Origin of the sequence: Marinococcus sp. PL1-022 (assembly GCF_033845285.1) — a bacterium.
Taxonomy (GTDB): Bacteria; Bacillota; Bacilli; order Bacillales; family Marinococcaceae; genus Marinococcus.
Map to the genome: position 1 here is coordinate 1,594,038 of NZ_JAWXCX010000001.1, position 23,309 is coordinate 1,617,346.

At 49.3% G+C, this 23,309-nt stretch carries 20 protein-coding genes; 5 read left to right on the forward strand and 15 right to left on the reverse strand.

Annotated elements, in window-relative coordinates:
• Positions 1-24 precede the first annotated feature (24 nt).
• The 4 genes from SIC45_RS08085 to SIC45_RS08100 are packed head-to-tail and all read right to left on the reverse strand — an operon-like array spanning position 25 to position 4,969.
• Entirely contained in the window at positions 25-1,464 is a 1,440-nt protein-coding gene (locus SIC45_RS08085; protein ID WP_319631767.1) for an aldehyde dehydrogenase family protein, read from the reverse strand.
• Positions 1,465-1,476: 12 nt separating this feature from the next.
• The gene (locus tag SIC45_RS08090; RefSeq protein ID WP_298785848.1) at positions 1,477-2,517 is read right to left on the reverse strand and encodes a homoserine dehydrogenase; all 1,041 of its coding nucleotides are present in this window, start codon (positions 2,515-2,517) and stop codon (positions 1,477-1,479) included.
• Positions 2,518-2,533: 16 nt separating this feature from the next.
• Complete coding sequence (locus tag SIC45_RS08095) at positions 2,534-3,748, reverse strand: M20 family metallopeptidase (RefSeq protein WP_319631768.1); 1,215 nt, start codon at positions 3,746-3,748, stop codon at positions 2,534-2,536.
• Positions 3,749-3,763: 15 nt separating this feature from the next.
• The gene (locus tag SIC45_RS08100; protein WP_298785852.1) at positions 3,764-4,969 is read right to left on the reverse strand and encodes a cystathionine gamma-synthase family protein; all 1,206 of its coding nucleotides are present in this window, start codon (positions 4,967-4,969) and stop codon (positions 3,764-3,766) included.
• Between the two features lie 204 nt (positions 4,970-5,173).
• Between SIC45_RS08100 and SIC45_RS08105 the strand changes: the two genes are divergently transcribed.
• The gene (locus tag SIC45_RS08105; RefSeq protein ID WP_319631769.1) at positions 5,174-6,883 is read left to right on the forward strand and encodes a PucR family transcriptional regulator; all 1,710 of its coding nucleotides are present in this window, start codon (positions 5,174-5,176) and stop codon (positions 6,881-6,883) included.
• A gap of 46 nt (positions 6,884-6,929) precedes the next feature.
• Here the strand turns inward: SIC45_RS08105 and kapB are convergent, their stop codons facing one another.
• The 5 genes from kapB to SIC45_RS08130 form a co-directional block, all read right to left on the reverse strand.
• Positions 6,930-7,307, reverse strand: a complete 378-nt coding sequence (gene kapB / locus SIC45_RS08110) for a sporulation phosphorelay system protein KapB (protein WP_319631770.1) — start codon at positions 7,305-7,307, stop codon at positions 6,930-6,932.
• A gap of 19 nt (positions 7,308-7,326) precedes the next feature.
• Entirely contained in the window at positions 7,327-7,551 is a 225-nt protein-coding gene (locus tag SIC45_RS08115; protein ID WP_298785860.1) for a hypothetical protein, read from the reverse strand.
• Positions 7,552-7,674: 123 nt separating this feature from the next.
• Positions 7,675-9,159: a glutamate synthase subunit beta gene (locus SIC45_RS08120; protein ID WP_319631771.1), complete on the reverse strand. Its 1,485-nt coding sequence runs from the start codon at positions 9,157-9,159 to the stop codon at positions 7,675-7,677.
• A 90-nt stretch (positions 9,160-9,249) separates the two neighbouring features.
• Positions 9,250-13,857, reverse strand: a complete 4,608-nt coding sequence (gene gltB / locus SIC45_RS08125; protein WP_413645562.1) for a glutamate synthase large subunit — start codon at positions 13,855-13,857, stop codon at positions 9,250-9,252.
• A 191-nt stretch (positions 13,858-14,048) separates the two neighbouring features.
• A complete protein-coding gene (locus SIC45_RS08130) occupies positions 14,049-14,801 on the reverse strand; it encodes an NRDE family protein (protein ID WP_319631773.1) in 753 nt (250 codons plus the stop codon).
• A gap of 389 nt (positions 14,802-15,190) precedes the next feature.
• Between SIC45_RS08130 and SIC45_RS08135 the strand changes: the two genes are divergently transcribed.
• Genes SIC45_RS08135 through SIC45_RS08145 form a run of 3 tightly spaced genes read left to right on the forward strand, consistent with a single transcriptional unit; the run spans position 15,191 to position 18,172 of the window.
• The gene (locus tag SIC45_RS08135; RefSeq protein WP_298785871.1) at positions 15,191-16,246 is read left to right on the forward strand and encodes a toxic anion resistance protein; all 1,056 of its coding nucleotides are present in this window, start codon (positions 15,191-15,193) and stop codon (positions 16,244-16,246) included.
• A gap of 30 nt (positions 16,247-16,276) precedes the next feature.
• Entirely contained in the window at positions 16,277-17,188 is a 912-nt protein-coding gene (locus SIC45_RS08140; RefSeq protein ID WP_319631774.1) for a hypothetical protein, read from the forward strand.
• 21 nt (positions 17,189-17,209) lie between these two features.
• Positions 17,210-18,172 carry a DUF2777 family protein gene (locus SIC45_RS08145; RefSeq protein ID WP_319631775.1) on the forward strand — a complete coding sequence of 321 codons (963 nt, stop codon included), beginning with the start codon at positions 17,210-17,212 and terminating at the stop codon, positions 18,170-18,172.
• 36 nt (positions 18,173-18,208) lie between these two features.
• On the opposite strand, the gene SIC45_RS08150 is transcribed toward SIC45_RS08145, so the two are convergent.
• The 4 genes from SIC45_RS08150 to SIC45_RS08165 are packed head-to-tail and all read right to left on the reverse strand — an operon-like array spanning position 18,209 to position 21,562.
• Positions 18,209-19,678 (reverse strand): PH domain-containing protein, encoded by a 1,470-nt coding sequence (locus SIC45_RS08150; protein ID WP_319631776.1) that lies wholly within the window; start codon positions 19,676-19,678, stop codon positions 18,209-18,211.
• Entirely contained in the window at positions 19,671-20,192 is a 522-nt protein-coding gene (locus SIC45_RS08155; RefSeq protein WP_319631777.1) for a PH domain-containing protein, read from the reverse strand. The genes SIC45_RS08150 and SIC45_RS08155 overlap by 8 nt, the downstream gene beginning before the upstream one ends.
• The gene (locus SIC45_RS08160; protein ID WP_022792221.1) at positions 20,189-20,398 is read right to left on the reverse strand and encodes a hypothetical protein; all 210 of its coding nucleotides are present in this window, start codon (positions 20,396-20,398) and stop codon (positions 20,189-20,191) included. Before SIC45_RS08160 ends, SIC45_RS08155 begins: the two co-directional genes overlap by 4 nt.
• A gap of 24 nt (positions 20,399-20,422) precedes the next feature.
• A complete protein-coding gene (locus SIC45_RS08165; protein ID WP_319631778.1) occupies positions 20,423-21,562 on the reverse strand; it encodes a conserved virulence factor C family protein in 1,140 nt (379 codons plus the stop codon).
• A 165-nt stretch (positions 21,563-21,727) separates the two neighbouring features.
• On the opposite strand from SIC45_RS08165, the gene SIC45_RS08170 reads away from it, so the two are divergent.
• Positions 21,728-22,453 (forward strand): metallophosphoesterase family protein, encoded by a 726-nt coding sequence (locus SIC45_RS08170; protein WP_319631779.1) that lies wholly within the window; start codon positions 21,728-21,730, stop codon positions 22,451-22,453.
• A gap of 47 nt (positions 22,454-22,500) precedes the next feature.
• Here SIC45_RS08170 and SIC45_RS08175 read toward each other — a convergent pair whose 3' ends face one another.
• A complete protein-coding gene (locus tag SIC45_RS08175) occupies positions 22,501-22,926 on the reverse strand; it encodes a TlpA family protein disulfide reductase (RefSeq protein ID WP_298785890.1) in 426 nt (141 codons plus the stop codon).
• Positions 22,880-23,266: a thioredoxin family protein gene (locus SIC45_RS08180; RefSeq protein ID WP_319631780.1), complete on the reverse strand. Its 387-nt coding sequence runs from the start codon at positions 23,264-23,266 to the stop codon at positions 22,880-22,882. The genes SIC45_RS08175 and SIC45_RS08180 overlap by 47 nt, the downstream gene beginning before the upstream one ends.
• Positions 23,267-23,309: the final 43 nt, after the last annotated feature.

A 23,309-nucleotide genomic window follows, 5' to 3' on the forward strand; every position in this document is an offset into this window, starting at 1 on the left:
CCCTTTTATCCCGTTTACGTTTAATTATTCATCAATGGTGAAGCATACGAGCCGTTTTTCTGACATTTCTTCAATTGCAAACGCTACGCCTTCCCGGCCGATGCCCGAATGCTTCACGCCGCCAAACGGCATGGCATCGATCCGGAAATCGCTGCTGTCGTTTACCATAACACCGCCAACGTGAAGCTTGCGCACTGCCTTCAGCGCTAAATTAATATCATTCGTGTAAATACCGGCCTGCAGTCCGAAAGGTACGCTGTTCGAGCGTGTGACTGCTTCATCAAACGTTGCTACAGAAGCAAGTATCACTACCGGCCCGAACACTTCTTCTTTTACAATTGTTAAGTGCTCCGGCACATTCGATAGAACCGTCGGCTCGATAAAGGCCCCGTGCCGTTTTCCGCCGGCAAGCACTTTGGCTCCCGCCTCTACTGCTTCTTCAATCCAGCTTTCAATCCGTTTGGCTTCTTTTTCGTTGATGACCGGTCCAATATCTGAATCCTTGTCCATCTTTCTGCCGGCGCGCACCTGTTTGGCTTTATCCACAAACGATGCTTCAAACGCATCATAAATTTCTTCATGAGCGTACACCCGCTGAACACTCAGGCAGTTCTGGCCGGCCGCTCCAAACGCTCCGTCCACGCCGGATTGCGCTGCCTTTTCAATGTCTGTATCCTTCCATACGATAAACGGGGAATTCGAGCCGAGCTCCATGGAAAGCTTTTTCAGCCCCGCTTTGTGGGCAATGCTTTTTCCTGTTTCATAGCCACCGGTAAAGCTGATCATCTGTACGTCCTCTGCTTCAACCAGAATGTCGCCAATGTCACGGCCTCTTCCGGTGATCACTGTCATCACCTTTTTCGGAAGACCGGCAGCAATAAATGCTTCAGCCAGCTTTAATGCGCTGAGCGGTGTTTCTGTTGCCGGCTTCACGATAACAGCGTTACCAGCAGCAATTGCCGGTGCTACCTTATGGGCCACCAGGTTCAACGGATCGTTAAACGGCGTGATGGCTGCTACCACACCCACCGGAAAATGATAGTAATAGCCCATCCGGTTCGTATTACCTTCCATTTGGTCGAAATTAATCGATTCCCCGGAAAGACGGCGTGCCTCCTCTGCCCCAAGTCGTATCGTTTCAGCAGTTCTCCGTGCTTCGCCGGAAGCTTCCGCTATCGTTTTGCTTCCTTCAAGCGCAATGATTTCTGCAAACTCCTCTGCATGATCGAGCACATAATCCGCCACTTTATTTAATATATCCATGCGCTCCCGGATACTCAGCGCTTCGGCGATTTCTTTTCCTTCAACAGCGATCCGTACAGCTTCGCGTGCATCGTCGCTGCTAGCCATTGGGACTGTACTGATAACAGACTGGTCTTCGGGATTGACGACGTCCAGTGTCTGATCACGGCCGACCCATTCTCCGCCGAGCAGCATCTTTTGCTCTGTGATTTTTGTTGTCATATTATCCCGCCTTTATATAGTATTTCGGTCCATGTTAATCAAATCGATTAACAAGGCAAATCCTGTTTCCGGCACCCCGGCCCCGGCACCCATCAGCGTAATCGGGCCACTCAGGTCGCATTCATAGGTAACCGCGTTTACCGCACCGCCCACGTTGGCGAGAGCATCGTCTTCGGAAAGCAGCTCCGGTTTCACAGACCCTTTGATTGTGCCGTTGACGTTTTCAACGCGCCCGATCAGCTTCCAATGCTTGTTTTCATTTTTTGCCTGCTGCATATCTTCGGCAGAAAGAGACGTAATTCCCTGGCGCTCCACATCTTCTTTTTTCAAATCAGCTCCCATGACGACATTGGCAAGAATGACTACTTTATACAATACATCATAGCCTTCGACATCGCTCGTGGGATCCGCTTCCGCGTATCCGCGGGATTGGGCTTCTTTTAAAGCTTCGCTGTATCCCATGCCCTGCTCCATCTGAGTGAGCATGTAATTTGTTGTGCCGTTCATAATCCCTTTAATGGACGTAATCCGGTTTCCGGAAAGACTTGTAAGCGGCATCCGGAGCGCCGGTGTTCCGCTCATGACCGTTCCTTCGAATAAAAACCGTACACCGTTCTCTTCTGCCAGTGCCTGAAGCTCTTTATAGGCAAGTGCTACGGGACCTTTATTCGTAAGAACGGCGTTTTTGCCGGCCTTAAATGCCGTTTTGCAGTGATCAATCGCCGGCTGTCCGGTCTCCACGTTGGTGAACGTAATTTCGATTACAGTATCAGCGTTTGACTGGGTAATGGTTTCGATGCTGTCCCAGCCGCGCACGAGCCCTTCGGTATCAGGATAGTTTTCGACTGTCCCATCTTTTTTCAGGCAGTCAAGCACTTTCTGCATGTCAAGGCCTTCCGGGTGGTGAAGGGAGCCTTTGTACAAATCGGAAACGGAAACGACCAAAAAGTCGGAACCGAAGGTATCCTTCAGCCAGTCTCCCCGTTCCAGCAGTATATCTGCAAGTCCGCGGCCCACTCCGCCAAACCCGATAAAATCTAATTTATGCGGCATATTTTTTCCTCCCAGTCTAATCTGTCTTGTGCTTTGTCATATAGTGTACAGCTGCTCCTGCAAGCAGGGAAGCGCCAATTGGTAAAATGGTTTCTTCAATATCAAACTGGGGCATGTGCAGCCCGCTGTCTGCACGATCAGGGTAGCCTGCGCCGAGAAACATCATGCAGGACGGCACCTGACGGGCCATGTAGCTGAAATCTTCTCCGCCCATGCCATAGGATTCTTCGTGGATCATCGTTTCCGGGTACAGTTCCTTTAGCACGGACCGGTAAGCCTTAACCGCTACAGGACTATTAACGAGTGCCGGCTCACCTTCTGCAATCGTTACCTCCTGGGAGGCGTTCATCGATTCTGCTATACGGAAGGCCTGCTGAAGCTCCTCACGAAGATGCTTGCGGGTGTCATCCGAATAGCTTCGCATCGTGCCGCGGATACGGACTTCGTCCGGGATAACGTTCGTCGAAGCTCCTGCCTTTAATTCACCGATACTCACAACCGCCGGTTCAAGCGGAGACGTCCGCCGTGAAACGATCCCCTGCATCGCCTGCATCACAAACGTGCTGATCCACACCGGATCCGTGGCGAGATGAGGATACGCCCCGTGGCCGCCGCTTGCGCGAATGACCCCTTCAAACGTATCAATGCCTGCCATGGACGGGCCTTCCTGCAGTCTTACATGACCCGGCGTAAACTCAGGGTCCATGTGCAGCGCAAAGGCTGCTTCAGCTCCTTCAAGCCACCCATGGCTGATCAAATACGGGCTGCCGGTGCTTCCGTACTCATCCGTATCTTCTTCTGCCGGCTGAAAAATGAACCGGATGGTTCCGTTCAAATGCTCCTGCTGGTTGTGAAGCACAACGCAGGCACCAAGCAGCATAGCAGTGTGGGCATCGTGCCCGCACGCGTGCATTTTACCCTCGTAGGTGGAAGCATAATCACAGCTGTTTTCTTCCTGGATCGGAAGGGCATCAATATCAGCGCGCAGAATGACGAGAGGGCCGTCACCGGCCCCGAGCTCTGCGATCACGGCCGTGTCGAGACCCGTTTCTTCTCTCCCGCTGTATACTGTTAGATGCTGAAGACCGGCAAGCGCCTGTTTAATAAACGCTGACGTTTCATACTCTTCAAAGCTCAGCTCCGGGCGGCGATGCAGGCTGCGCCTCCATTCGACCAGCTGCTCTCTGATCGCTTCTGCTTCTTCTTTAATCGTTTTTGTCACTATAGTCATCGTTCAAACCGTCCTTTAGTTTTGCACGCTTGCGGTTTTTGGCAGCGAGGCCAGCGCCTGTTCCAAATCGTTAATGAGATCCTCTGTATCTTCAATTCCGACCGAGTAGCGCACAAGGCTTTCCGGAATACCGAGCGCTGCCCGCTCTTCCGGCGTATTTTCCACGTGGCTTGTCGTTCTTGCCGGCCCTACCGTTGTTTCCACCGATCCCAGGTTTGCTGCCCGGTTGGCATACTCGAGTTTTGGCAGGAACTGGCGAACAGCATCCATTCCACCTTTTAACGAGAAGCTGAACATGCCGCCAAACTGGTTCATCTGTTTTGCTGCAATATCATGACCAGGGTGTGTTTTGAGCCCCGGATAGAATACCTGATCCACCTGCTCATGATTTTGCAGGTGTTCAGCGATTTTCATCGCGGATTCACACTGCTGGCGTACCCGGAGATGAAGCGTCTTCATGCCCCGGATCATCAGGTAGGCAGCCATTGGATCCATCGTCGCTCCATTAATTTCGCGGTAATGAAATATTTTTTCAACCAGATCTTTCCGGCCGCATACCGCTCCGCCAAGGGCATCTGCGTGTCCTCCCAGAAATTTCGTCGCACTGTGAATAACTAGGTCCACGCCAAATTCGAGCGGGTTCTGGTTGATTGGAGTAGCAAATGTGTTATCAACGAACACAAGCGCGCCCACTTCCTTCGCTACCCTGGTCATTCGTTCAATGTCAGTAATTTTTACCGTTGGATTGGTTGGTGTTTCCAGATATAAAATATCGCAGCCTTTACGAACTTCTGTCTCAATTTCTTCATGATTGCCTGTTTCGCATAGTGACACTTCGATATCCATATGCGGCAGAAATTCAGTAAAGATTTTATTTGTACCACCGTACGTGTCCTTCATCGATACCACCCGGTCGCCCGGACGGAGGAACGTAGCCAGAGAGTTGCTGATTGCAGCCATGCCGGTTGAAAAGCTTGTAGCCGCTTCAGCGTCTTCCAGAATTCTGATTTTTTCTTCGAACGATTGCAGGGTAGGATTAGTGTTCCGACCATAGATATGCCCTTCCTTTTTTCCTGTTGCCACGTCATACCAATGGTCTAAATCATCGTAAGTATAGGCAACACTGTGGACTACCGGGACCTGGGTAGCTCCAAATGCCCGGTATTCTTTTTCTCCTGCCCATACTGCTTTTGTCGAACGATTAATGTGTGTGTTTGTCATGATTGAACACAACCTTCCCTGTTACTATTTTTTCTCTATCTTCAGTGTATAGGTTATCTGTTCAAATTCCATTCACACAATTGTATGAAGTTTCGCACTTTCTTTTGCACAATGTGCATGACACATTATCTTCCATGCAAATATGGTAAAATAATAATCAGAAGATGAATTTACGTTTTTGGTATTGTAAAGGGGTGTCTGGCGATGATTTCTATGCAACAAGTATTACAGCTTCCAATTATGAACACGGCTCTTCCACTGACATCAAATGCCGATTCAAGCTCTATTACCGTCTACTGGGCATCGGTTATAGAAACACCTGTGGAAGATTTCGTCCGTCCGAGAGAATTAATTTTAAGCTCGGGGATCGGCTGTCAAAATGAAAGGGATCTGCTTGAATTTATTGAAGAGCTGATGGAGGCGGGTGCGAGCGGTTTGATTTTATCTGTCGGCCACTACATCTCGTCAATTCCTGACAACGTGATCGACTTTTGTGAAACAAAGGCATTTCCGCTCGTGGAAATCCCATGGGAAATCCGCTTTTCGGACATTACAGAAGCCATTTCTGAAGCCCTTCATAAAAGCTCGCTGCGCTCGATCGACGTTTCGAATAAAATCCGTACAGATCTTCTCGAAATTATTCTTGAAGGCAAGGGCATGGAGGCAATTGCCTCTTATGTATACAAGCAGCTGCATATACCGATGCTTGTAGTGGATAAGCGGGGACGCCTGAAGACCCAGACAGACCATTCGTCGGACCTCGCCGGATGGTGGAACCAGTATTTAAGCCAGGGAGGAAATCCGCTTTTTCCTCCTTTTCAGCAGACAGATCCTGAAAAGAGCCTGCCGGCGAACATGGAATGGATGGACACTGACGCCGGGACCCTGCTGCGCTTAACCGTGCAGACGACCCAGGACATTCAGGGCTATATGATCCTGCAGTGGCCCCCTCATAAAGAAAAGCACGATGTTTTTGAAGAATACACCCTGCTTCTGCTTGAACACTCGGTCACCACTTCCGCTCTCTGCTTTTTGCATGACCAGACGGCGATTGAAACCGAAATGCGCCTGAAGGATGATTTTGTCTGGAGTCTGGCAAAGGATAATTATGAATCCCGGGACCAGGCGCTTTCGCGCGGCAAATCATTAGGCTATAACCTTGAGCTTCCTTATATCTGCTTTGTCGCCAAACCCGAAAATGTTGAACGGGTCTTTCACGCAGAATCTCCGCCGCTTTCCTATGACCACTGGCTCGAACAGATTGGGTATATGTTTGAAGAGGAAGTCTCCCACGCAAGCCGTTATTTAAAAGCACGTGTGATGAGCACGTTCCAAAAATCGGAGCTGATCGTATATCTGGAAATGCATCCAACCATGATGTATGACACAGTATATTATTTCGCTGAGACGGTGCAGTACCGCCTCGAACAAAAAATCCCTCATCTTGTCATTTCCTGGGGAGTAAGCAAGACGGCCGCACCGTGGGAGTTTGTGACAAGCTTTTCAGAAGCCTCTTCTGCTCTTGATGCCGGGCGCAGACAGCGGGGATTCGGCTACATCCATACGTATGAAGATACACGCTTTGACCGGGCTCTCATGTCTCTGGCTAAAAATGAAGAAATCCGCCAGATTGCTGAAGCTACAGTTGCCCCCCTTCATCATTATTCTGTCGAACGCGGCATTGATTTAATGAAAACGGTTCGCACCTATAATGAGTGCAAGGGCAATGTCAGCCAGACATCCCGGGAGCTAAATCTCCACCGTCAGTCCTTGTTATACCGTTTGAAAAAAATTGAATCACTCACAAGCTGTGATCTGAATAATTCCGATGATCTGTTTTTAATCGAGCTTTCCATTCGGCTGCACACAGCCGGGGCTCTGTTTGTCACCGATGAACGGACTCCACACGTATAAATAAAATAAAGAAAAGATACGAAAATAACTCTGCCCTCGGGCAGAGTTATAATAATTTTTGCCGTTCATAATCGGCTTTTACTGCATGGAGCGTTTTCAGCGATTTCTGGGAAAATTCATCTTCTTTACTTTCGAGCTCCTGCTCATAAGCATCAAACGCCTGTCGCAGAGATTCTTTATACGTCATGTCCGGTACTGTTTCGAGCGGCTTCACCGCTTTTTTCTGCACCCAGATTTTTTCTTTTTCCGCCAGCGCCCGGCGTTCGTGAAAAATCGGCACATTTGTTTTCTTCGGCTGATGCAGATCTCCCTGCCGGGGGTGCTCCAGCACGACTTGTACTTCCATCAGCCACTGTTCGGGATTTTCTTTAACAGGGATCCCAACGTAAACTCCTGATTTATAAGGAAATCGATATTGTTCCATTCTTTTTCCACCTTTCCTGTCAGCCTCCTGGCGTTATAGCAACAAACCATTCCCACAGTATCTCTGCCCAGGGAGCCAGATGCGTGTTTGTCCATTCATTGTATTCGTCCCATCCGAGAAGCACCTGGGCCATCTCTCCGGAAAATGAAACCATTACAAACAATAACGCCGTTGCCAAAATAAGTACGATGATGACTGCGTAAACCATTACTGCTGTTAAAATCCCTTTTGCAACCTTTTTCAATGTGACTCCTACTCCAACAAAGTTTTAATCTATTGTATCAGATTATTAATAAAAATTCATTACAGTACGTGAAATTTAAAAATCTTTTCTTGAAAAAGCCCGGATTGGCCGGACTTTTTCATTTTACTGCAGGTTAGTCGTTCCCATCAGGAAACGGTCGCACTCCCGTGCTGCTTCACGTCCTTCATGGATAGCCCATACTACAAGGCTCTGACCGCGGCGGTTGTCGCCTGCTGCAAATACGTTTTCATGATTTGTGACATAGCTTCCGTATTCGGCATTTACCGTGCTTCGTTCTGTGCGTTCGACTTCCATCTGCTCCAGAAGCTCCTGCTCGGGACCGGTAAAGCCGACAGCGAGCAGTACGAGGTCTGCTTTCCAGACGCGCTCGGTTCCAGGCACTTCGTGACGAACTTTTTTGCCGTCTTCAAAGACCGTTTCCACTTCCACCGTATGAATTTCTTTTACCTGGCCTTTTTCGTTTCCGACAAATTTCTTTGTCATAACTTTATATGCACGCGGGTCCTCGCCCTGAAGCGCGGCTGCTTCTTTGTGCCCGTCTTCCTGCTTATAAACAAGTGGATACAGCGGCCATGGATTGTCTTCCGGACGGTCGTTGTCCTTTTTTTTATTAATATCGAACTGTGTCAGAGAGGCACAGTTGTGACGAAGCGAGGTCGTAATACAGTCCACCCCGGTGTCCCCACCGCCGATAACGATCACATGCTTATCCTTCGCGCTGATATATCTTCCGTCTTCGAGGTTCGAGTCCAACAGGGATTTAGTGTTTCCCCGCAGAAAGTCCATCGCATAATGGATTCCTTTTAGACCGCGTCCTTCCGCCGGCACATCGCGGTGATTCTGCGCACCGGTACAGAGAATAACTGAATCGTATTCTTCATCGAGCTGTTCAGAGGTAATATCTTTTCCTACATCGACACTCGTCCGGAATTCGATGCCCTCTTCTTCCATAATGTCTGTTCTTCTTGTAATTGTTTCATTTTCAAGCTTTACTTCCGGAATGCCGTAGGCAAGCAGCCCGCCGATGCGGTCGTCTTTTTCGAACACCGTCACCATGTGGCCGGCCCGGTTTAACTGCTGGGCGGCTGCAAGTCCTGCCGGACCGGAACCGATCACTGCTACTTTTTTGCCGGTTCTTGATTTTGGCGGATCAGCCGTAATCCATCCTTCTTTAAAACCTTTTTCTACGATGTGGTATTCAATGGATTTGATAGTTACCGGATCATCGTTGATGGCTACTGTGCAGGAGCCTTCGCAAGGAGCCGGGCACACTCTCCCGGTAAATTCCGGAAAGTTGTTCGTTTTATGCAGACGTGTCAATGCTTCCTGCCATTTTCCACGATAAACAAGATCATTCCATTCCGGAATCAAATTGTATACGGGACAGCCGATTTCATCGGAACCAACCATGGAAGTACCGGCCTGACAGAACGGGATCGCACAGTCCATACAGCGGGCGCCCTGCTCCTGAAGCTTGTCTTCCGGCATCATGACTTGAAACTCCTGCCAGTTTTTCACCCGTTCGAGCGGGTCCAGTTTACTTGGAGCTTCTCTTTTATATTCCAGAAAACCTGTTGGTTTCCCCATTTCCCTCACTCCCATTTTTAACGTTGTATGCTGTGCATTCAACGCCTTTATTCGAAAAGCCAGGAAGGCTCTGAAAGCCTTCCCGGACTATTAATTTCCAGTGACTTTTTCTTTATCTTTATCTTCTTCTGTCGTGGCTTCCTGGAAAGCTTCGAGCACAGCGTCTGATTCGCTCAAGCCGTTGTCTATTCTTTCCTGGATCGACTGCAGCATTGCCTGATAGTCATACGGAATGACCTTCACGAAATGCTTGCGTTCGGTCTCCCAGCCGGCCAGGATGCGCTCTGCAGCTTCACTGCCCGTCTGCTTTCCGTGAGATTCAATCATTTGGCGGATCTCCTGCTCATCCCCGGCAGATTCGATCACCTCAAGGCCTACCATTTCGCTGTTGTATTTACTTTCAAGCGTATGGTCAGGGTCGTACACGTACGCTACGCCGCCCGACATACCCGCTGCAAAGTTTTTCCCGGTAACGCCAAGATTAACGACAACACCGCCAGTCATATATTCACAGCCATGGTCCCCGACGCCTTCTACGACGACTCTTGCACCACTGTTTCTGACACAGAACCGCTCACCGGCCACCCCGCGGATGTAAGCCTCCCCGGACGTAGCTCCGTAAAACGTCGTGTTTCCAATAATGATATTATCTTCCGCATCAAATGTAGAAGTATCCGGCGGCGTGACGATCAATTTTCCGCCTGACAGACCTTTGCCGATATAGTCATTGGCATCGCCAATCAGGCTCATTGTCATGCCTTTAGGAATAAACGCCCCGAAGCTCTGGCCGGCCGAACCGTAGAAAGTAAATCTGATAGTGTCCTCCGGCAGGCCTTCGGCACCGTACTTCTGCGTAATTTCGCTTCCAAGCATCGTCCCGGCCACACGATTGGTGTTTTGGATACCAAACTCCCCAAACACCGGTGTCTGTGATTCAAGAGCGTCCTTCGCCGCATGCTTTAGCGTCGTTTCATCAAGAGATATATTCAGCTCATGGTCCTGTTTAATGTGGGCCACGTGCTTGGATTGATTTTTCGCTTTCGGGCGGTGAAGCAGGTTCGACAGGTTCACGGTCTGTGCTTTTTTATTATTCACCGAGTCCACCTGCTTCAGCACTTCGGTGTGCCCCACCATATCATCAATGCTTTGGAAACCGAGTTCCGCCATGATTTCACGAAGCTCTTCAGCCACAAATGTCATGAAGTTTACGACATTGTCCGGCTTGCCCATGAACTTTTTACGCAGTTCAGGGTTTTGGGTTGCAACACCTACCGGGCATGTATCGAGATGACACACACGCATGATGACACAGCCGAGTACAACGAGCGGTGCTGTGGAAAATGCATATTCTTCCGCACCGAGAAGAGCGGCCACCGCGACATCGCGGCCCGTCATCAGCTTGCCGTCTGTTTCCACTGAAATCCGGTTCCGCAAATTGTTCATGACAAGCGTCTGATGCGTTTCTGCGAGACCGATTTCCCACGGAAGGCCGGCATGCTTAATGCTCGTGCGGGCAGCGGCGCCTGTGCCGCCGTCGTAGCCGCTGATAACTACATGGTCAGCTCGGCCCTTCGCGACGCCGGCAGCAATCGTACCAACGCCGGTTCCTGAAACAAGCTTCACACTGACCCGGGCGTTTGGATTGGCGTTTTTCAAGTCATGGATCAGTTCGGCTAAATCTTCAATCGAATAGATATCGTGGTGTGGAGGAGGCGAAATCAGGCCTACGCCTGCAGTCGTTCCGCGCACTTCCGCAATCCACGGATACACCTTTTTGCCGGGAAGCTGGCCGCCTTCGCCAGGCTTTGCCCCCTGGGCAATTTTGATTTGTATTTCGTCGGCATTAACCAGGTAGTGACTCGTAACCCCAAAGCGTCCCGAAGCCACCTGTTTGATCGCGCTCCGGCGAAGGTCGCCATTTTCATCCGGGGTAAACCGCTCTGGATTTTCCCCGCCTTCACCCGTATTCGATTTCCCGCCGATACGGTTCATAGCGATTGCAAGCGCCTCGTGAGCCTCCTCGGAGATGGAACCGAATGACATCGCTCCGGTTTTAAAGCGTTTGAAGATATTTTCTGCCGGCTCCACTTCATCGATACTGATCGGCTCGCGGACACCTTTATCAAACTCAAGCAGACCGCGGAGCGTTGTCTGCTCCTGTTCCTGTTTATCGATAGCGTCTGAATACTTTTTAAACAGCGTAAAATCATTGGTTTTTGCAGCGTGCTGCAGCATATGGATCGTATGCGGATTGTATTGATGAGGTTCACCGTACCGTCTCCACTGCAGGTCGTCCCCCGGATCAAGCGTTGTATCCAGCCCTTCACGGTCATTGTAGGCGCGGAAGTGGCGTTCGAGAACGTCTTCTGCAATGATCTCCGTGCTCACGCCGCCGATTCTCGAGGATGTCCATGTGAAATAGCGGTTGATTACTTCGTCATTAATGCCAACGGCTTCAAAAACCTGCGCCCCCCGGTAGCTTTGTACCGTGGAAATGCCTATTTTTGAGAGGACTTTCATGATGCCTTTTGTGGCACCTTTAATATACGTGCTTACCGCTTCAACGTACGAGCCTTCCATTAATCCTTCTTTGATCATGTCATCGACCGAATCAAAGACAAGGTATGGGTTGATTACCTCTGCCCCGTACCCGAGCAGTACCGCAAGATGGTGTACTTCCCTTGGCTCGGCACTTTCAAGCACAAGGCTTACGTCTGTACGGCGGCCTGTGCGGATGAGATGGTGGTGCAGTCCGCTGACCGCCAGCAGCGCCGGTATCGGAGCATAATTCCCATTCACATCACGATCGCTTAATATAAGCATAGTCGAGCCTTCATCAATGACCTGGTCCGCCTGCTCAAATATACGTTCGAGGGCACGTTCCATTTCATTGGCTCCTTTTGCTGCTTCAAAAACGATGGAAAGCGTGGAAGCTGCAAATCCTTCCAGTTCATTGGAGCGGAGCTTGGCTAAATCTTCGTTATTGACAATCGGTTTTTTTAAATACAACTGCTGGGCATGCGATGGCTTTGGATCGAGCAGATTGCCCTGCTTTCCGATAGTCGTGCCGACAGCAGTGACTATTTCCTCACGGATAGCGTCTATCGGCGGATTTGTCACCTGGGCAAACAGCTGTTTAAAGTAGTTGTACAAAAGCTGGGGCTTTTTCGAAAGCACAGCAAGCGGAGAGTCGTAGCCCATCGAGCTGACCGGGTCGCCCGATCCGGTGGCGAGTGGCTTCACCACTTTTTCCAATTCCTCATACGTATAGCCGAAGGCCAGCTGACGCTGCTCTAACTTTTCAAAATTGGTATTGTATACGTCCTGGCTTTCAAGCAAATCCTCTAAATCCGTCAGGTATTCATCTGTCCATTCCTGATACGGATGCTCTCCGGCAATTTTATCCTTGATCTCTCCGTCAGGAACGATACGTCCTTCTTCAAGATCGACAAGCAGCATATGACCGGGATGCAGACGTTCTTTATATAAAACGTCTTCCGGGGCGATATCAAGCACTCCCACCTCTGAAGACATAACAATCTGGTCGTCTTTAGTAACGTAATAACGGGCCGGACGCAGGCCATTTCTGTCGAGACAGGCGCCGATCTGGCTTCCGTCGGTGTATGCGATCGCTGTTGGACCGTCCCATGGCTCCATCAGGCAGCTGTGGTATTGATAAAACGCACGTCTTTTTTCATTCATGAGCGGGTTGTTCTGCCAAGGCTCAGGAATCATCATCATCGCAGCATGCGGCATTTTATGCCCGGACAATGTCAGAAATTCAAACGCATTATCAAACATTGACGAGTCACTGCCTTCAGCATCCACCACCGGATGAACCTTCTCCATGTCGCTGCCAAAGAGATCTGATTCAAATTTTGGCTCTCTCGCATGCATCCAGTTAACGTTTCCTTTAATCGTGTTGATTTCCCCGTTATGAATAAGGTAACGGTTCGGGTGCGCCCGCTCCCAGCTTGGAAACGTATTCGTGGAGAAACGGGAGTGCACAAGCGCCAGTGCTGTTTCAAACTGCCGGTCGTTTAAATCTTTGTAGAACTGGTTAAGCTGCTCTGTGGTAAGCATTCCCTTATACACAATGGTCCGCGAGGACAGGCTTGCAAAATAGAAGCTGTCCTGGTCATGAAGCTTAACCCCGTGTTCATGCTCGGAGCGTTTTCTGACAATATACAATTTTCGCTCAAAATCTTCCCGCGTTTTTACATTTTCCGGACGTTTAATAAACAGCTGGCGGATGGCGGGCATAGCTGAGAGTGCCGCGTTTCCAAGCATGGAGTCGTCAGAAGGCACTTCACGCCAGCCGAGCAGCGGCAGCCCCTCTTCTTCCACCATTTTTTCGATTGCCTGTTCGCACTGGGCACGCCGGGTGTGATCTACAGGCAGAAACAGCATCCCAACCCCGTAATTGCCTTCCTCCGGGATGGAAAAACCGAGCTCATTTTCTTTATTTTTAAAGAAACGATGCGGAATTTGCAGAAGCATTCCCGCGCCGTCCCCGGTATTCACTTCATCTCCCTGACCACCGCGGTGGTCCAGATTTCTTAAAATTTGCAATCCTTTTTCAACAATATCATGCGATTTTTTCCCTTTAATATCCGCAAGAAAACCAATCCCACAGTTATCCTTCTCAAACTGGGAGTCATACAAGCCTTCTTTATAATTTTTTCTAGGCAATAACATATACCCCTCTCCACCTCTCTCCATGGTGTCCAAATTTAAATTGGTTTGCATATTATATCATTTTTCTAAACATTCGACAAATTAAGATTTGAGTTCCACTAGTCATGTAAACGCTTATAGAAAGGTGTGTAAGCTTTTATTCTTTCAGCACTCTTTTATATTCATACGTTTAAAAGAATAAATATCCAACCCTATACATGCCATTCATAGTAGCCCGTTCCGGTCCGGGCGTCTGTCATCCGCTCGATCATTGTAATTTTTCCGTCTTTACGCACAATAAACATGGTCTGGCATCTCGTTTTGTATTCCGGGAGATCAATAAACATCGATGAGAGCTGTTTCTCAAGCTGTTTATCCACCCCAGTATCTGGAAGGTCCTGGTCGGCGGCCGGCTCTGCATTTTGCATTGCTTTAAAAAAGGCGTCAGGGTCCAGCGTGCTTTTTGAAGAAGCAAGCAGTGCTTCCACATGCTTTTTTGCTTTTTCGACCTTCGGCCAGGGCGTGTTCAAAGACGCATTGCTGAGCGCGTGAACTCCTGGTGCAAGACGCTCTGCATATGGCCCTTCCTTGTGATTATGTAAATAAAAAATTTCCTTCTCTGAGCCGGCAATCATGTTGAACCCTCTGTACTCGTTCCGGTCTTTTTCCACCGATTCAATGGCCTGCTTCGTTTCGCCCCGCAAAAACCGCAGCGGCAGATGCCCACGTGATTTTTCACCGGCTTCCATACCTGGCCTCCGAATGTTTGTCACAGCCGCAAACCGTCCGGAAAGACTGCCTCCCATCCATGTACCGCCCTGCTGTAAATCTTTCCCTGCAATGATGTCTTCCCCCTGCCATTTATGAAGGCGTTGTGTCGGCCGTTCTAAAAATTCATCCCGGTTAGAAACAACGACAAGCGGAAACCACGGATGCACCTGGTACGCAAAAGCAATTAAACACATGCCATTCGTTCCTTTCTTATTTCAGCGGTAGTTCTTTGCACGCTGAATCTGATTCGTCGTTATCCGCTATTGTTTTGTGAATAGAGCAAATACTTCTTCCATTGAACAGCACTTGCTGGAGCTGGCAATTCTCCCTGAAAAACCCCCTGGCTGCTGCCGACTGGTTTATATACTGCTTCTATAATATGTTACAAAAAATTTTCAAAATTGCAAAGTAAAATGATTTATTCTGTCCAGCAGGGCAAGGCTCTTCTAATGGACATTTTTTTACTATTGCCCGCTCTAATGCTAAACTATAAGTATTATACTTCCTGTTTATAAACTATTATTAATGATTATACGATATATAAGTAAAGGCCCCGCCGAATTCACTATGAGGAGGAATCCGTATGACTGATGAGCCCAACACAAATCAAGAAGATTTAACTCCCTCCACGAACGAAGGGAAAAGCAAGGAAGAAGCTGAAAAATTTATTGAACGCTTTAAAAGTGAAAAAGATACAGATCAGCTTGTAAGTACTCTCGGTGGTCTTGGGGAAGCGGAGCAGCGCAAAGCCGGTGACTCCCTTGAAGCATTGAAGCGGCCCGTCCGGGAAATGATGGATCAAAAAGACAATGAGCTTCCCGATAAGCTTCATGAATTAAAAACAGTGGTCGGCGAACTTGAACCGGAATATTTGAAAGAAGGCCGCCTGCAGAAAACGATGAATAAAATTTTACGCCGTGATCCGGTCGAACAATACGCGAAAAAATATGAAACCGTGGAATCCCAGGTGGACAATATTATTCACGGCCTACTCGCCGGCCGGGACAAGCTGCAGGAAGACAACGTCATGCTTGAAGAATTAAAAGAAACGGCCATTAAGCGCATTGAAGAACTCGAAATACAGATTGAAACCGGCAAGCAGCTGAATTCCATGCTTGAGGAAGAAATGCTCGAGGAACAATGGCGCGACAACCCGGCCGCTATTCAAAAGGGGCAGCAAAAAGTAATATCCCGGGTAAAAAACATGACCCAGGCAGTTATGGTCCTTCAGCAGTCAATTGCTTCAATCGATCTGATTGTCGATAACAATGGAAAGCTCGAGGAAGCGATTTTTAACGCCATTACCATGACGAAAAACATCGTTACCGTCACCGCTTCCATCCAGCTTGCTCTTGGCAACCAGCGGAAAGTGATCAATGCGGTGCAGAGTGTTAACGAATCTACTGAAAATATGCTCACCAACAATGCACGTATGCTGAAAGAAAACACGGCCGACACCCTGAAGACACTCGAAGAGCCGGCTATCGCCCTCGAAACGTTCCAGCAGGCTTACCAGGATGTGTACGAGGCCATCCAGATGACGGAGCAGTCCAATGAACGTATTGTCGCCTCAAGTAAACAGTTCATTTCCGAAATGGATGAATTAAACAAGCAGATGAAACACAAATTGTTAAACTAATAGATCCCAATGTATAGGACGGTGAATCCCTTGGCTAACAGATGGTTCGAACATCCCTGGGTTGAACGCTTCCTGCCGGACCATATGCGCCCGGTGGATGATCATATCTTCTCCGACAGCCACGGATTGTTTATCGTGGAGGAAATGGAAGCCGCAATCGACCGGGTGATTGCCCGCGCGGATGAACTCCGGCAGTCCAGGCGCCTGAAACGCGAAAACGAACTTTTTTTGTTCCGCATGAAGCTGACCGCCCGGCGAATCCGCATTACAAGCTTTGAAAAAGAGCGGTCCCAGGCGGCCATTCAAAAAACAGTGACGATTGACTACGTACGAAGTACTGACGGCCACACTCCGGCTTTTTTGCGGGAAGCGCTGGTGCATTATATGAAAAACGGAAAAATGCATGCCCGCAATATTGAAAAATCGTCCTACTTTCAGCATATTTTCCGCAAGCTTGAAGTGCTCGATTACACCCTTCAGGGCCGTGCGCCCCGGGACATTCAGCTGCAGACAGCCGAACCGGTACAGAAAGAGGAAGTACCGGAGGACGAGCCAGCAAAATGGCATAAAGCGCTCGACCGCTTTCATCAGCACTACGTGAAGCAAAAGAGCAGCCTCCCGGCAGATATTCACCAGGAGCTGCAGCAGATTGACAGCGAGCTTGAGGAGCTGCGCTCTTCGCCCTCCCTGCAGCTTGATGTAGAGGATGAGTATTTGGTCGAGCGGATGCTTGGCCGTGAAATACCGGACCTGATCGAAACGTACAGACTGCTTGAACCAAATCACAGAAATGAGCAGCATGGTGCTCTGCTGCAGGCGCTTGAAGCGATGCGCGGACGGATCAGCTCGCTGCGCATGGAACAAAATGACGTTCATGCCCGAAAAATGCGCCAGCTGTTGAAGGTAAACGAAAAAAGATATCGGCAGGAAAAGAAATTTTAAAGGTATAAAGCGAGGTCCATTATGAAACGACAAGAAGCATTCGAGCATCAAGGCCGCCCCGTGGTTGTCGATTACGGCAGATCCGGGGCCTATTACGGTATTTTAGAGCAGACATCCGCCGCCCCCCGGAAAATTTGGGAAGGGCGTGTCCGGATTCAACAGGCCCACCGCCTTCCGGACGTGGAAAGAAAAGAAGCGGTACATGAATTTAACCTCGAAACCATTACTGTCCCGGGAACAAAAATCTCCGCTGCTGACGACCGTTCCCCTGTTTCCTACGAGCATTCCGTCGTGCAGCTGCTTGAAAAAGAGATCTCTTCCCCACTCGTCTCCTACAGCGATAAAAAAGAATGGAGGCACCTGCTGCATTCTCTTTCCGCTACTTTTACACCGGAACCAAAAGAGCCTCAGGAAGAGTCGTATATTTATTATGAAATTCACCGCTCGCGGGGAAACGTATTCCTCCGGGAGGCGCCGGATGGCCAGGCCCTTGACATTGAAGACTGCCCGTTTGAACTCGAAATTTCCCCGGCCGGTCTTCCCTGGCGCCGCGCGGTCCATTACTACGATATGTATTTCCGAAACGATCACGGCCAGATATTTGAGCTGCAGGAGCATGATCATGTCCGTATTCACAGTGATCAATTCCGGCCATTCGCTATCTTTTTAAATGAACTCGAAGATCCTTCCCGCTACAGCCTGGTTAAAAATATTCATTCCAACGGATTCAGTAAAGACGATCTGGTTGAATGCCATAACCATTTGCTGTACCAATTGATGCAGGAGCCTGAAGAAACTTCTTTTACCGGAGTGAATTTTCTCTACTTCCGAAAACAGCAGTCTGTACTCATCGTGCAGCACCATTATGAACGGGCCCTGCACGCAGACGATGAGGACTATGTGTTTGACCGTTTTGAAATTACGACCGATAAGGGCGTCCGCAACCTGTTTATCTATACAAACTCGTTTGCCCGTGGGAAGTAATTCCCCACTATGCAACAAAGGCTTTTGAACCGGAGTTCAAAAGCCTTTTTTTTGTGTTCTCGCAGCACGATCCCAGGTTTTCTGGTACCAGGAAAAATAAACTGCTTCATCCTTTTCATCCACATCCCGTAAATAAACCGTCCGCCCGGTAACACTGCTGATAACCGAAGCCGAGACCGTATACAGTCTGCGTCTCCGCTGGAAAAAGGACTGGGTGTTTTCCAAATATTGAATACGTCGTTTAGGCACAAAATTATAAATGGCACTCCAGGCTCTTTGGCGGATAATCAGCTGCTTTTCGTCCACTTTCATGCCGGAGCCTTTATAGCATATCCAGCCCCACCAGGTGAAAAACAGCGGCACCACTGCGGCTGCCCATCCGTAAGGCACCCAGATCACCGTCGGAATAAATACCAGCCACCAAAAAACTGAAGCCCGGAACATATATCTTCTTGCCGCCCGTTTTGGCAGTTTGTTCACCTTTTCCGGAATCAATGCCGTGTCGTCAATCTGCTCCATAAAGGTATGTAGCTGCTTCTGGCGAATCAATGGCAGCAGCATTATCGAATTCTGGCCCCGTTCAGTACTCCCGCCGGCACTGTCTATATAAACCGCCCACATACCGAGCGCCTGTCTGGCTGGATTACTGATAAATCGAATACACGTTATCCGGTGCATTTGAAGCGTAATCTGCTTTCGTTCGAGGAGCCCCCAATTAATTTCAAGATCATTCCCGGTACGGTTCACTTCGAAATTTCCGTGCTGCACAAGCGTCCATGCCGACGAAACAAGCCAGCTTAGCAGCGCTGTCACTAACAGCCCCCCGATAATAAACCAGTAGCTGAGCTCGATTAAAATGCCAATTGACTGCTCGACCCACGCATCGGGAAGAAAATTTCCCACCTGGGAATACAGGCCTGCAAGCGCCGCAAAAATAATACCCGCCCGGCCGGAGGTAAGCCCGGCTGTGAAAATGGTACTCATTGGCACTTTCCAGGAAAACGATGGTTCTGAAGGCTCCGCAGATATGCCGTCCCCGGAAAAATCTTCCGTTGCTTCAGCAGCAGAAGATTTTTGAATCAGAGCCGCCTGAATAATATCCGCCTCTTCCCGGCGGATCGCCTGAATCGAAGCCTCCGCTTCTGCTCCTCCGCCTGCTGTTTCAATATTAAGACGAACAAGACCGAACATCCGCTGAATGATACCGGCAGTGATATCTACCGATTGAACGCGCTGACTGCGGAGAAATCGTTCTTTTTTCACAAAAATGCCGTAATGGATCTGAAGCTCCTTCTCGATCAGACGGTAACGAAAAAAGATCCATTTCATGATGCTGCTCATGATGATAAACAGCACTAAAAGCAAAAAGATCCAGTTGACTGGAAGCGGCCCGGAAGCGTTACCACCAGCAAAGAAAGTAATAATCAGCGGAAAAAGAAAATCCTTCAGCTGCCGGAAAAATACGGTGACAATGGCTGCCGGATGCATTCGTCTCCATTCATTCATCGTCATCATCCGTCCCCGCCAAAAAGGCGATCCGGTTGCGCAGCTCCGGCGCCGTCTCTTCTTTAAGCGCTGGAATCTCATGCATCCCGGCTGCGGTGGAAATCGTCACAGTGGAAAGCCCATACCGCTTGTATATCGGCCCCTGGGCTGTATCCACGTGCTGGACGCGCACCATGGGAATTAATACGTGTTTAGAAATAATCACACCGTACTGAAGCTCTACCTCTGTCTCATACACCTCGTAGCGCCAGCGCTGCCATTGCCATTTTGGGAGCACCCATGCATACCAGACAGAAAAAAAAACTAAAAATACCAGGATGGCGCCGAGGGCCCATCGGACCCATTCGGACCATCCAAACCAGAAGGCAAGCACAAGTAAAGCAAAAGGGATGAAAGAAACAATGGCCATTTCAATCATCCCCTTGAAACGCCAGACCGTCAGCGCATCTTCAGATATGCGCTGCGACGGTGCCGGCCTTGTTGCATTTTCTTCCTCATAGATGCCGTCATTCATTCCTCATCCTCCACGTAAATAATCGTGACTCCTTCGTCCTGCAGCACCTTCAGCACTGCATCGTTCAGTGTTTCATCACGAAGAAGACCGAGAGAAGCGGCCAGCTCAAGCTCTTTTAAATCGCCATTTTCAGCGTCCTCAATCAGCTCGAGCACTTCCTCCATATTTCGTTCTTCAAGCTGCTGTCGTACTTCTGCTTTCGTCATCGTTCAGGCTCCTTCCCTTCTCGTTTACGACCTGGGCTTTCGCTCCTGCTCCATTTTCTCACTCATCTGCTTCCAGATGGACCCTTTTGCTTCTTTCCCGCCTTCAATTCGTTTCAGTGCGAGCTTAATCTGCAGATCCACTTCAAATTCCGGATCCCCATCGGCTTCTTTTAAAGCCTCTACAGCAGAACTGTCACCTACTTCATATAAAAACATTGCCGCACGCCAGCGCACCAGCTTGTTTTTGTCCTTCAGTGCTTCAATCATGTCCGGGATGCCCGCAGGGTCCCCCAAATCAGAATACGTGTCTGCTGCAGTTCTTCGCACCGTGACCGATGGGTCCTGCATCGCTTTTTGAAGGTCCGGCAGCACCTGAGGATCTTCAAGCATCCCTAAATACACGACCGCCAGCCGGCGGATGGCCGGTTTTTCATCTGCAAGTCCTTTTTGTATAACCGGGAGGTCTTCCATGGATGGATCCATCTGATCAAAGGCCGCATAGCGCTGTTTCCAGTCCGGCTCCTCCATCATATCCATCGTTACTTTTTTAAACTTTGGCTCCGTGTTTTCTGCTTCGGGTGTATTTGCGATCCGGACCAGGCGTTTCAGCCGCTCTTCCGGATAGGCAGCAGCAATTTCCTCTGCCATCTCACTGCCGATCTGTTCGAGATCCTGACCGTAACGAACCCCGTAATCCTCCCATTTGCGCTGCATCACGATGTTATCGTCTTCAAGCTGGGCTTCAAACGCTGCGGTCTGAAAACGTTCCGGCAGACCCTGACGTTTTTCTTCCTCACCGGACAATAGCTTTATCTGCATCGGTATGTTTTTAAACATCTGTACCTGTGCCTGTACCTCCCCAAAAGCCTCCTGTGGCTCCTCCGGCTCTTCGGCCGGCTGTTCCACCTCTTCGCCGAACGCCTGGCGCACCTGGGGCAGCAGCTGCTCCCAGTCGGCTTTTGGATGACGCTCGAGGGCCATGAAGTCAGCGACGTGATAGACACCTTTAATGCCTTCGATCTCCAGCAGCTGCTGGATTGGCGCCGGTGCTTCTTCTTTATTTTCCGGTTTATAATTGCTGCTCGTTCCGGCGGGCAGCGATTCGTTAACATTCAGCTTCATCGTATGAGGACTCGGTGTTGGCTCAATGGATGTAATATGCATGATCAATCTCTCTCCTTTAAAATAACGTCCCAATTTGCACGTCTGATTATAGCACAGGAGAAGCCTCTCCTGCCAACCGGCTTGTGCATTTGCATTCCAAACCAGCCCGCTGTTCTGATACACTGTAATAAGATTGTTTCAAAAGCTCATGAGGAGGTTATTACGTTGCAAATTGCACTTCTTTCAGACGTACACGGTAATGCCCGTGCATTAAAAGCTGTTTTAAACGACCTGCACGCTTTATCGGTAGACCATATGTATATGCTCGGAGACCTTGCTTTCCGCGGTCCGGAACCAAAAAATTCGATTGAAACCGTTCAATCCCTGCCTGCAAAAGTATTGAAGGGCAACGCAGACGAATGGATTGTCCGCGGTGTCCGGGAAGGAGAAGTCCCCGAGAGCAAACGCTCGATCATGAATCAGGAGAGGGAGTGGGCCCTCGAACGGCTCTCCACAAATGATGTTAAATACTTAGAAGAGCTTCCCGAATCATTTCTCGATGAGTATGAAGGCTTTCGTTTGTTCGCCTTCCACGCAGTGCCAGGCAGCCTGTTTCCCCCGGTTCCGGTCGACAGTGAGGCTTCTGTCTTTGAAGAATCTTTTTTTCAGAAGCAGGAAGCAGACATTTATGTGTACGGGCACGTGCACACTCCTTCCATTCGAAAAATTGGGGCTAAATGGGTAATCAACACGGGCAGTATCGGTCTCCCGTTTGATGGGGACCCGACACCATCGTACGTCCTTCTGACCATTAAAGATGGGGAGGTCATTCCGGAAATTCGCCGGGTGCCCTACGATACGGATGAAGTTTTAGCCCAATTTAACGCCAACGATTATCCGAACAGCGACCAGGTAAAGCGTATTATTTCTTCTGGCCGTCCGCCAAAATAACGTTTATTCAATATATACAAAAAACCCGCCGTCCGCGGCGGGCCTTTTTATATGCTGTTCACCTTTTGCAGGCTTTGCATAATATCAATAAACGATGCTTTATCTCCGTACTGCGCCACAATCTCACCATGCTCATCAATAATAAACGTACTCGGCACGCCTTCACATTTATAGCGTCTGTACGTATCCACACCTTCGTCCTGAAGCACTGGAAAACGATAATTGTTGTTTTCCACGTACGTTTTAGGATCTTCTTCCCGCCGTTCGCGGCCGGTCACATTAATCGTCACAAACTGCAGCGGGCTGTCTTCATTCATTTGTTCATAAAACCGGTTCTTCTGCACCAGATCTGCAGAAGAGTCCGGACACCAGGATGCCCAGAACGTTAACAGCACTGGTTTTCCTTTCAGCTGCTCCAGCGACCATTCATCGCCGCTGGACATTTCTTTGAGTTGAAACTGAGGGGCCTGCATAGGAATCCTCCTTTTTATCGGTTAAATCTTTTTTCAGATACGAATGCAGCTGCTCAAGTAAATACGAGCCCGATTGCATTTTGTACAGCCGCTCTCTTTCCTCCCCGCTGTCAAATACGATTAAGCACGGCACACTCTGAATTTCGAGCTGCCGGGCCCGTACAGGGGCAGTATTGATATCCACTTCCAGAAATGAAGCGCCGGCGTACAATTTTTCTATTGGCGCAAGCATACGTTTTGCCAGCTGACACGTGCCGCACGTCGGGGAGGTAAACAAAACCACCTGTCGTCCGTCTCGCGCCTCTATCTGCTTAAGCTGCTTGTTTGCTATTCGTTCCAATCTGTTTCACCTGCTTTTTATCCAAGACCGAAACGGCTGTATC

What these genes read in the sequence shown, in the direction of transcription:
- SIC45_RS08085 (WP_319631767.1), bottom strand. Translation starts at nt 1,464, where the DNA reads ATGACAACAAAAATCACAGAGCAAAAGATGCTGCTCGGCGGAGAATGG.
- SIC45_RS08090 (WP_298785848.1), bottom strand. Translation starts at nt 2,517, where the DNA reads ATGCCGCATAAATTAGATTTTATCGGGTTTGGCGGAGTGGGCCGCGGA.
- SIC45_RS08095 (WP_319631768.1), bottom strand. Translation starts at nt 3,748, where the DNA reads ATGACTATAGTGACAAAAACGATTAAAGAAGAAGCAGAAGCGATCAGA.
- SIC45_RS08100 (WP_298785852.1), bottom strand. Translation starts at nt 4,969, where the DNA reads ATGACAAACACACACATTAATCGTTCGACAAAAGCAGTATGGGCAGGA.
- SIC45_RS08105 (WP_319631769.1), top strand. Translation starts at nt 5,174, where the DNA reads ATGATTTCTATGCAACAAGTATTACAGCTTCCAATTATGAACACGGCT.
- kapB (WP_319631770.1), bottom strand. Translation starts at nt 7,307, where the DNA reads ATGGAACAATATCGATTTCCTTATAAATCAGGAGTTTACGTTGGGATC.
- SIC45_RS08120 (WP_319631771.1), bottom strand. Translation starts at nt 9,159, where the DNA reads ATGGGGAAACCAACAGGTTTTCTGGAATATAAAAGAGAAGCTCCAAGT.
- gltB (WP_413645562.1), bottom strand. Translation starts at nt 13,857, where the DNA reads ATGTTATTGCCTAGAAAAAATTATAAAGAAGGCTTGTATGACTCCCAG.
- SIC45_RS08130 (WP_319631773.1), bottom strand. Translation starts at nt 14,801, where the DNA reads ATGTGTTTAATTGCTTTTGCGTACCAGGTGCATCCGTGGTTTCCGCTT.
- SIC45_RS08135 (WP_298785871.1), top strand. Translation starts at nt 15,191, where the DNA reads ATGACTGATGAGCCCAACACAAATCAAGAAGATTTAACTCCCTCCACG.
- SIC45_RS08145 (WP_319631775.1), top strand. Translation starts at nt 17,210, where the DNA reads ATGAAACGACAAGAAGCATTCGAGCATCAAGGCCGCCCCGTGGTTGTC.
- SIC45_RS08150 (WP_319631776.1), bottom strand. Translation starts at nt 19,678, where the DNA reads ATGAATGAATGGAGACGAATGCATCCGGCAGCCATTGTCACCGTATTT.
- SIC45_RS08155 (WP_319631777.1), bottom strand. Translation starts at nt 20,192, where the DNA reads ATGAATGACGGCATCTATGAGGAAGAAAATGCAACAAGGCCGGCACCG.
- SIC45_RS08160 (WP_022792221.1), bottom strand. Translation starts at nt 20,398, where the DNA reads ATGACGAAAGCAGAAGTACGACAGCAGCTTGAAGAACGAAATATGGAG.
- SIC45_RS08165 (WP_319631778.1), bottom strand. Translation starts at nt 21,562, where the DNA reads ATGCATATTACATCCATTGAGCCAACACCGAGTCCTCATACGATGAAG.
- SIC45_RS08175 (WP_298785890.1), bottom strand. Translation starts at nt 22,926, where the DNA reads ATGCAGGCCCCTCAGTTTCAACTCAAAGAAATGTCCAGCGGCGATGAA.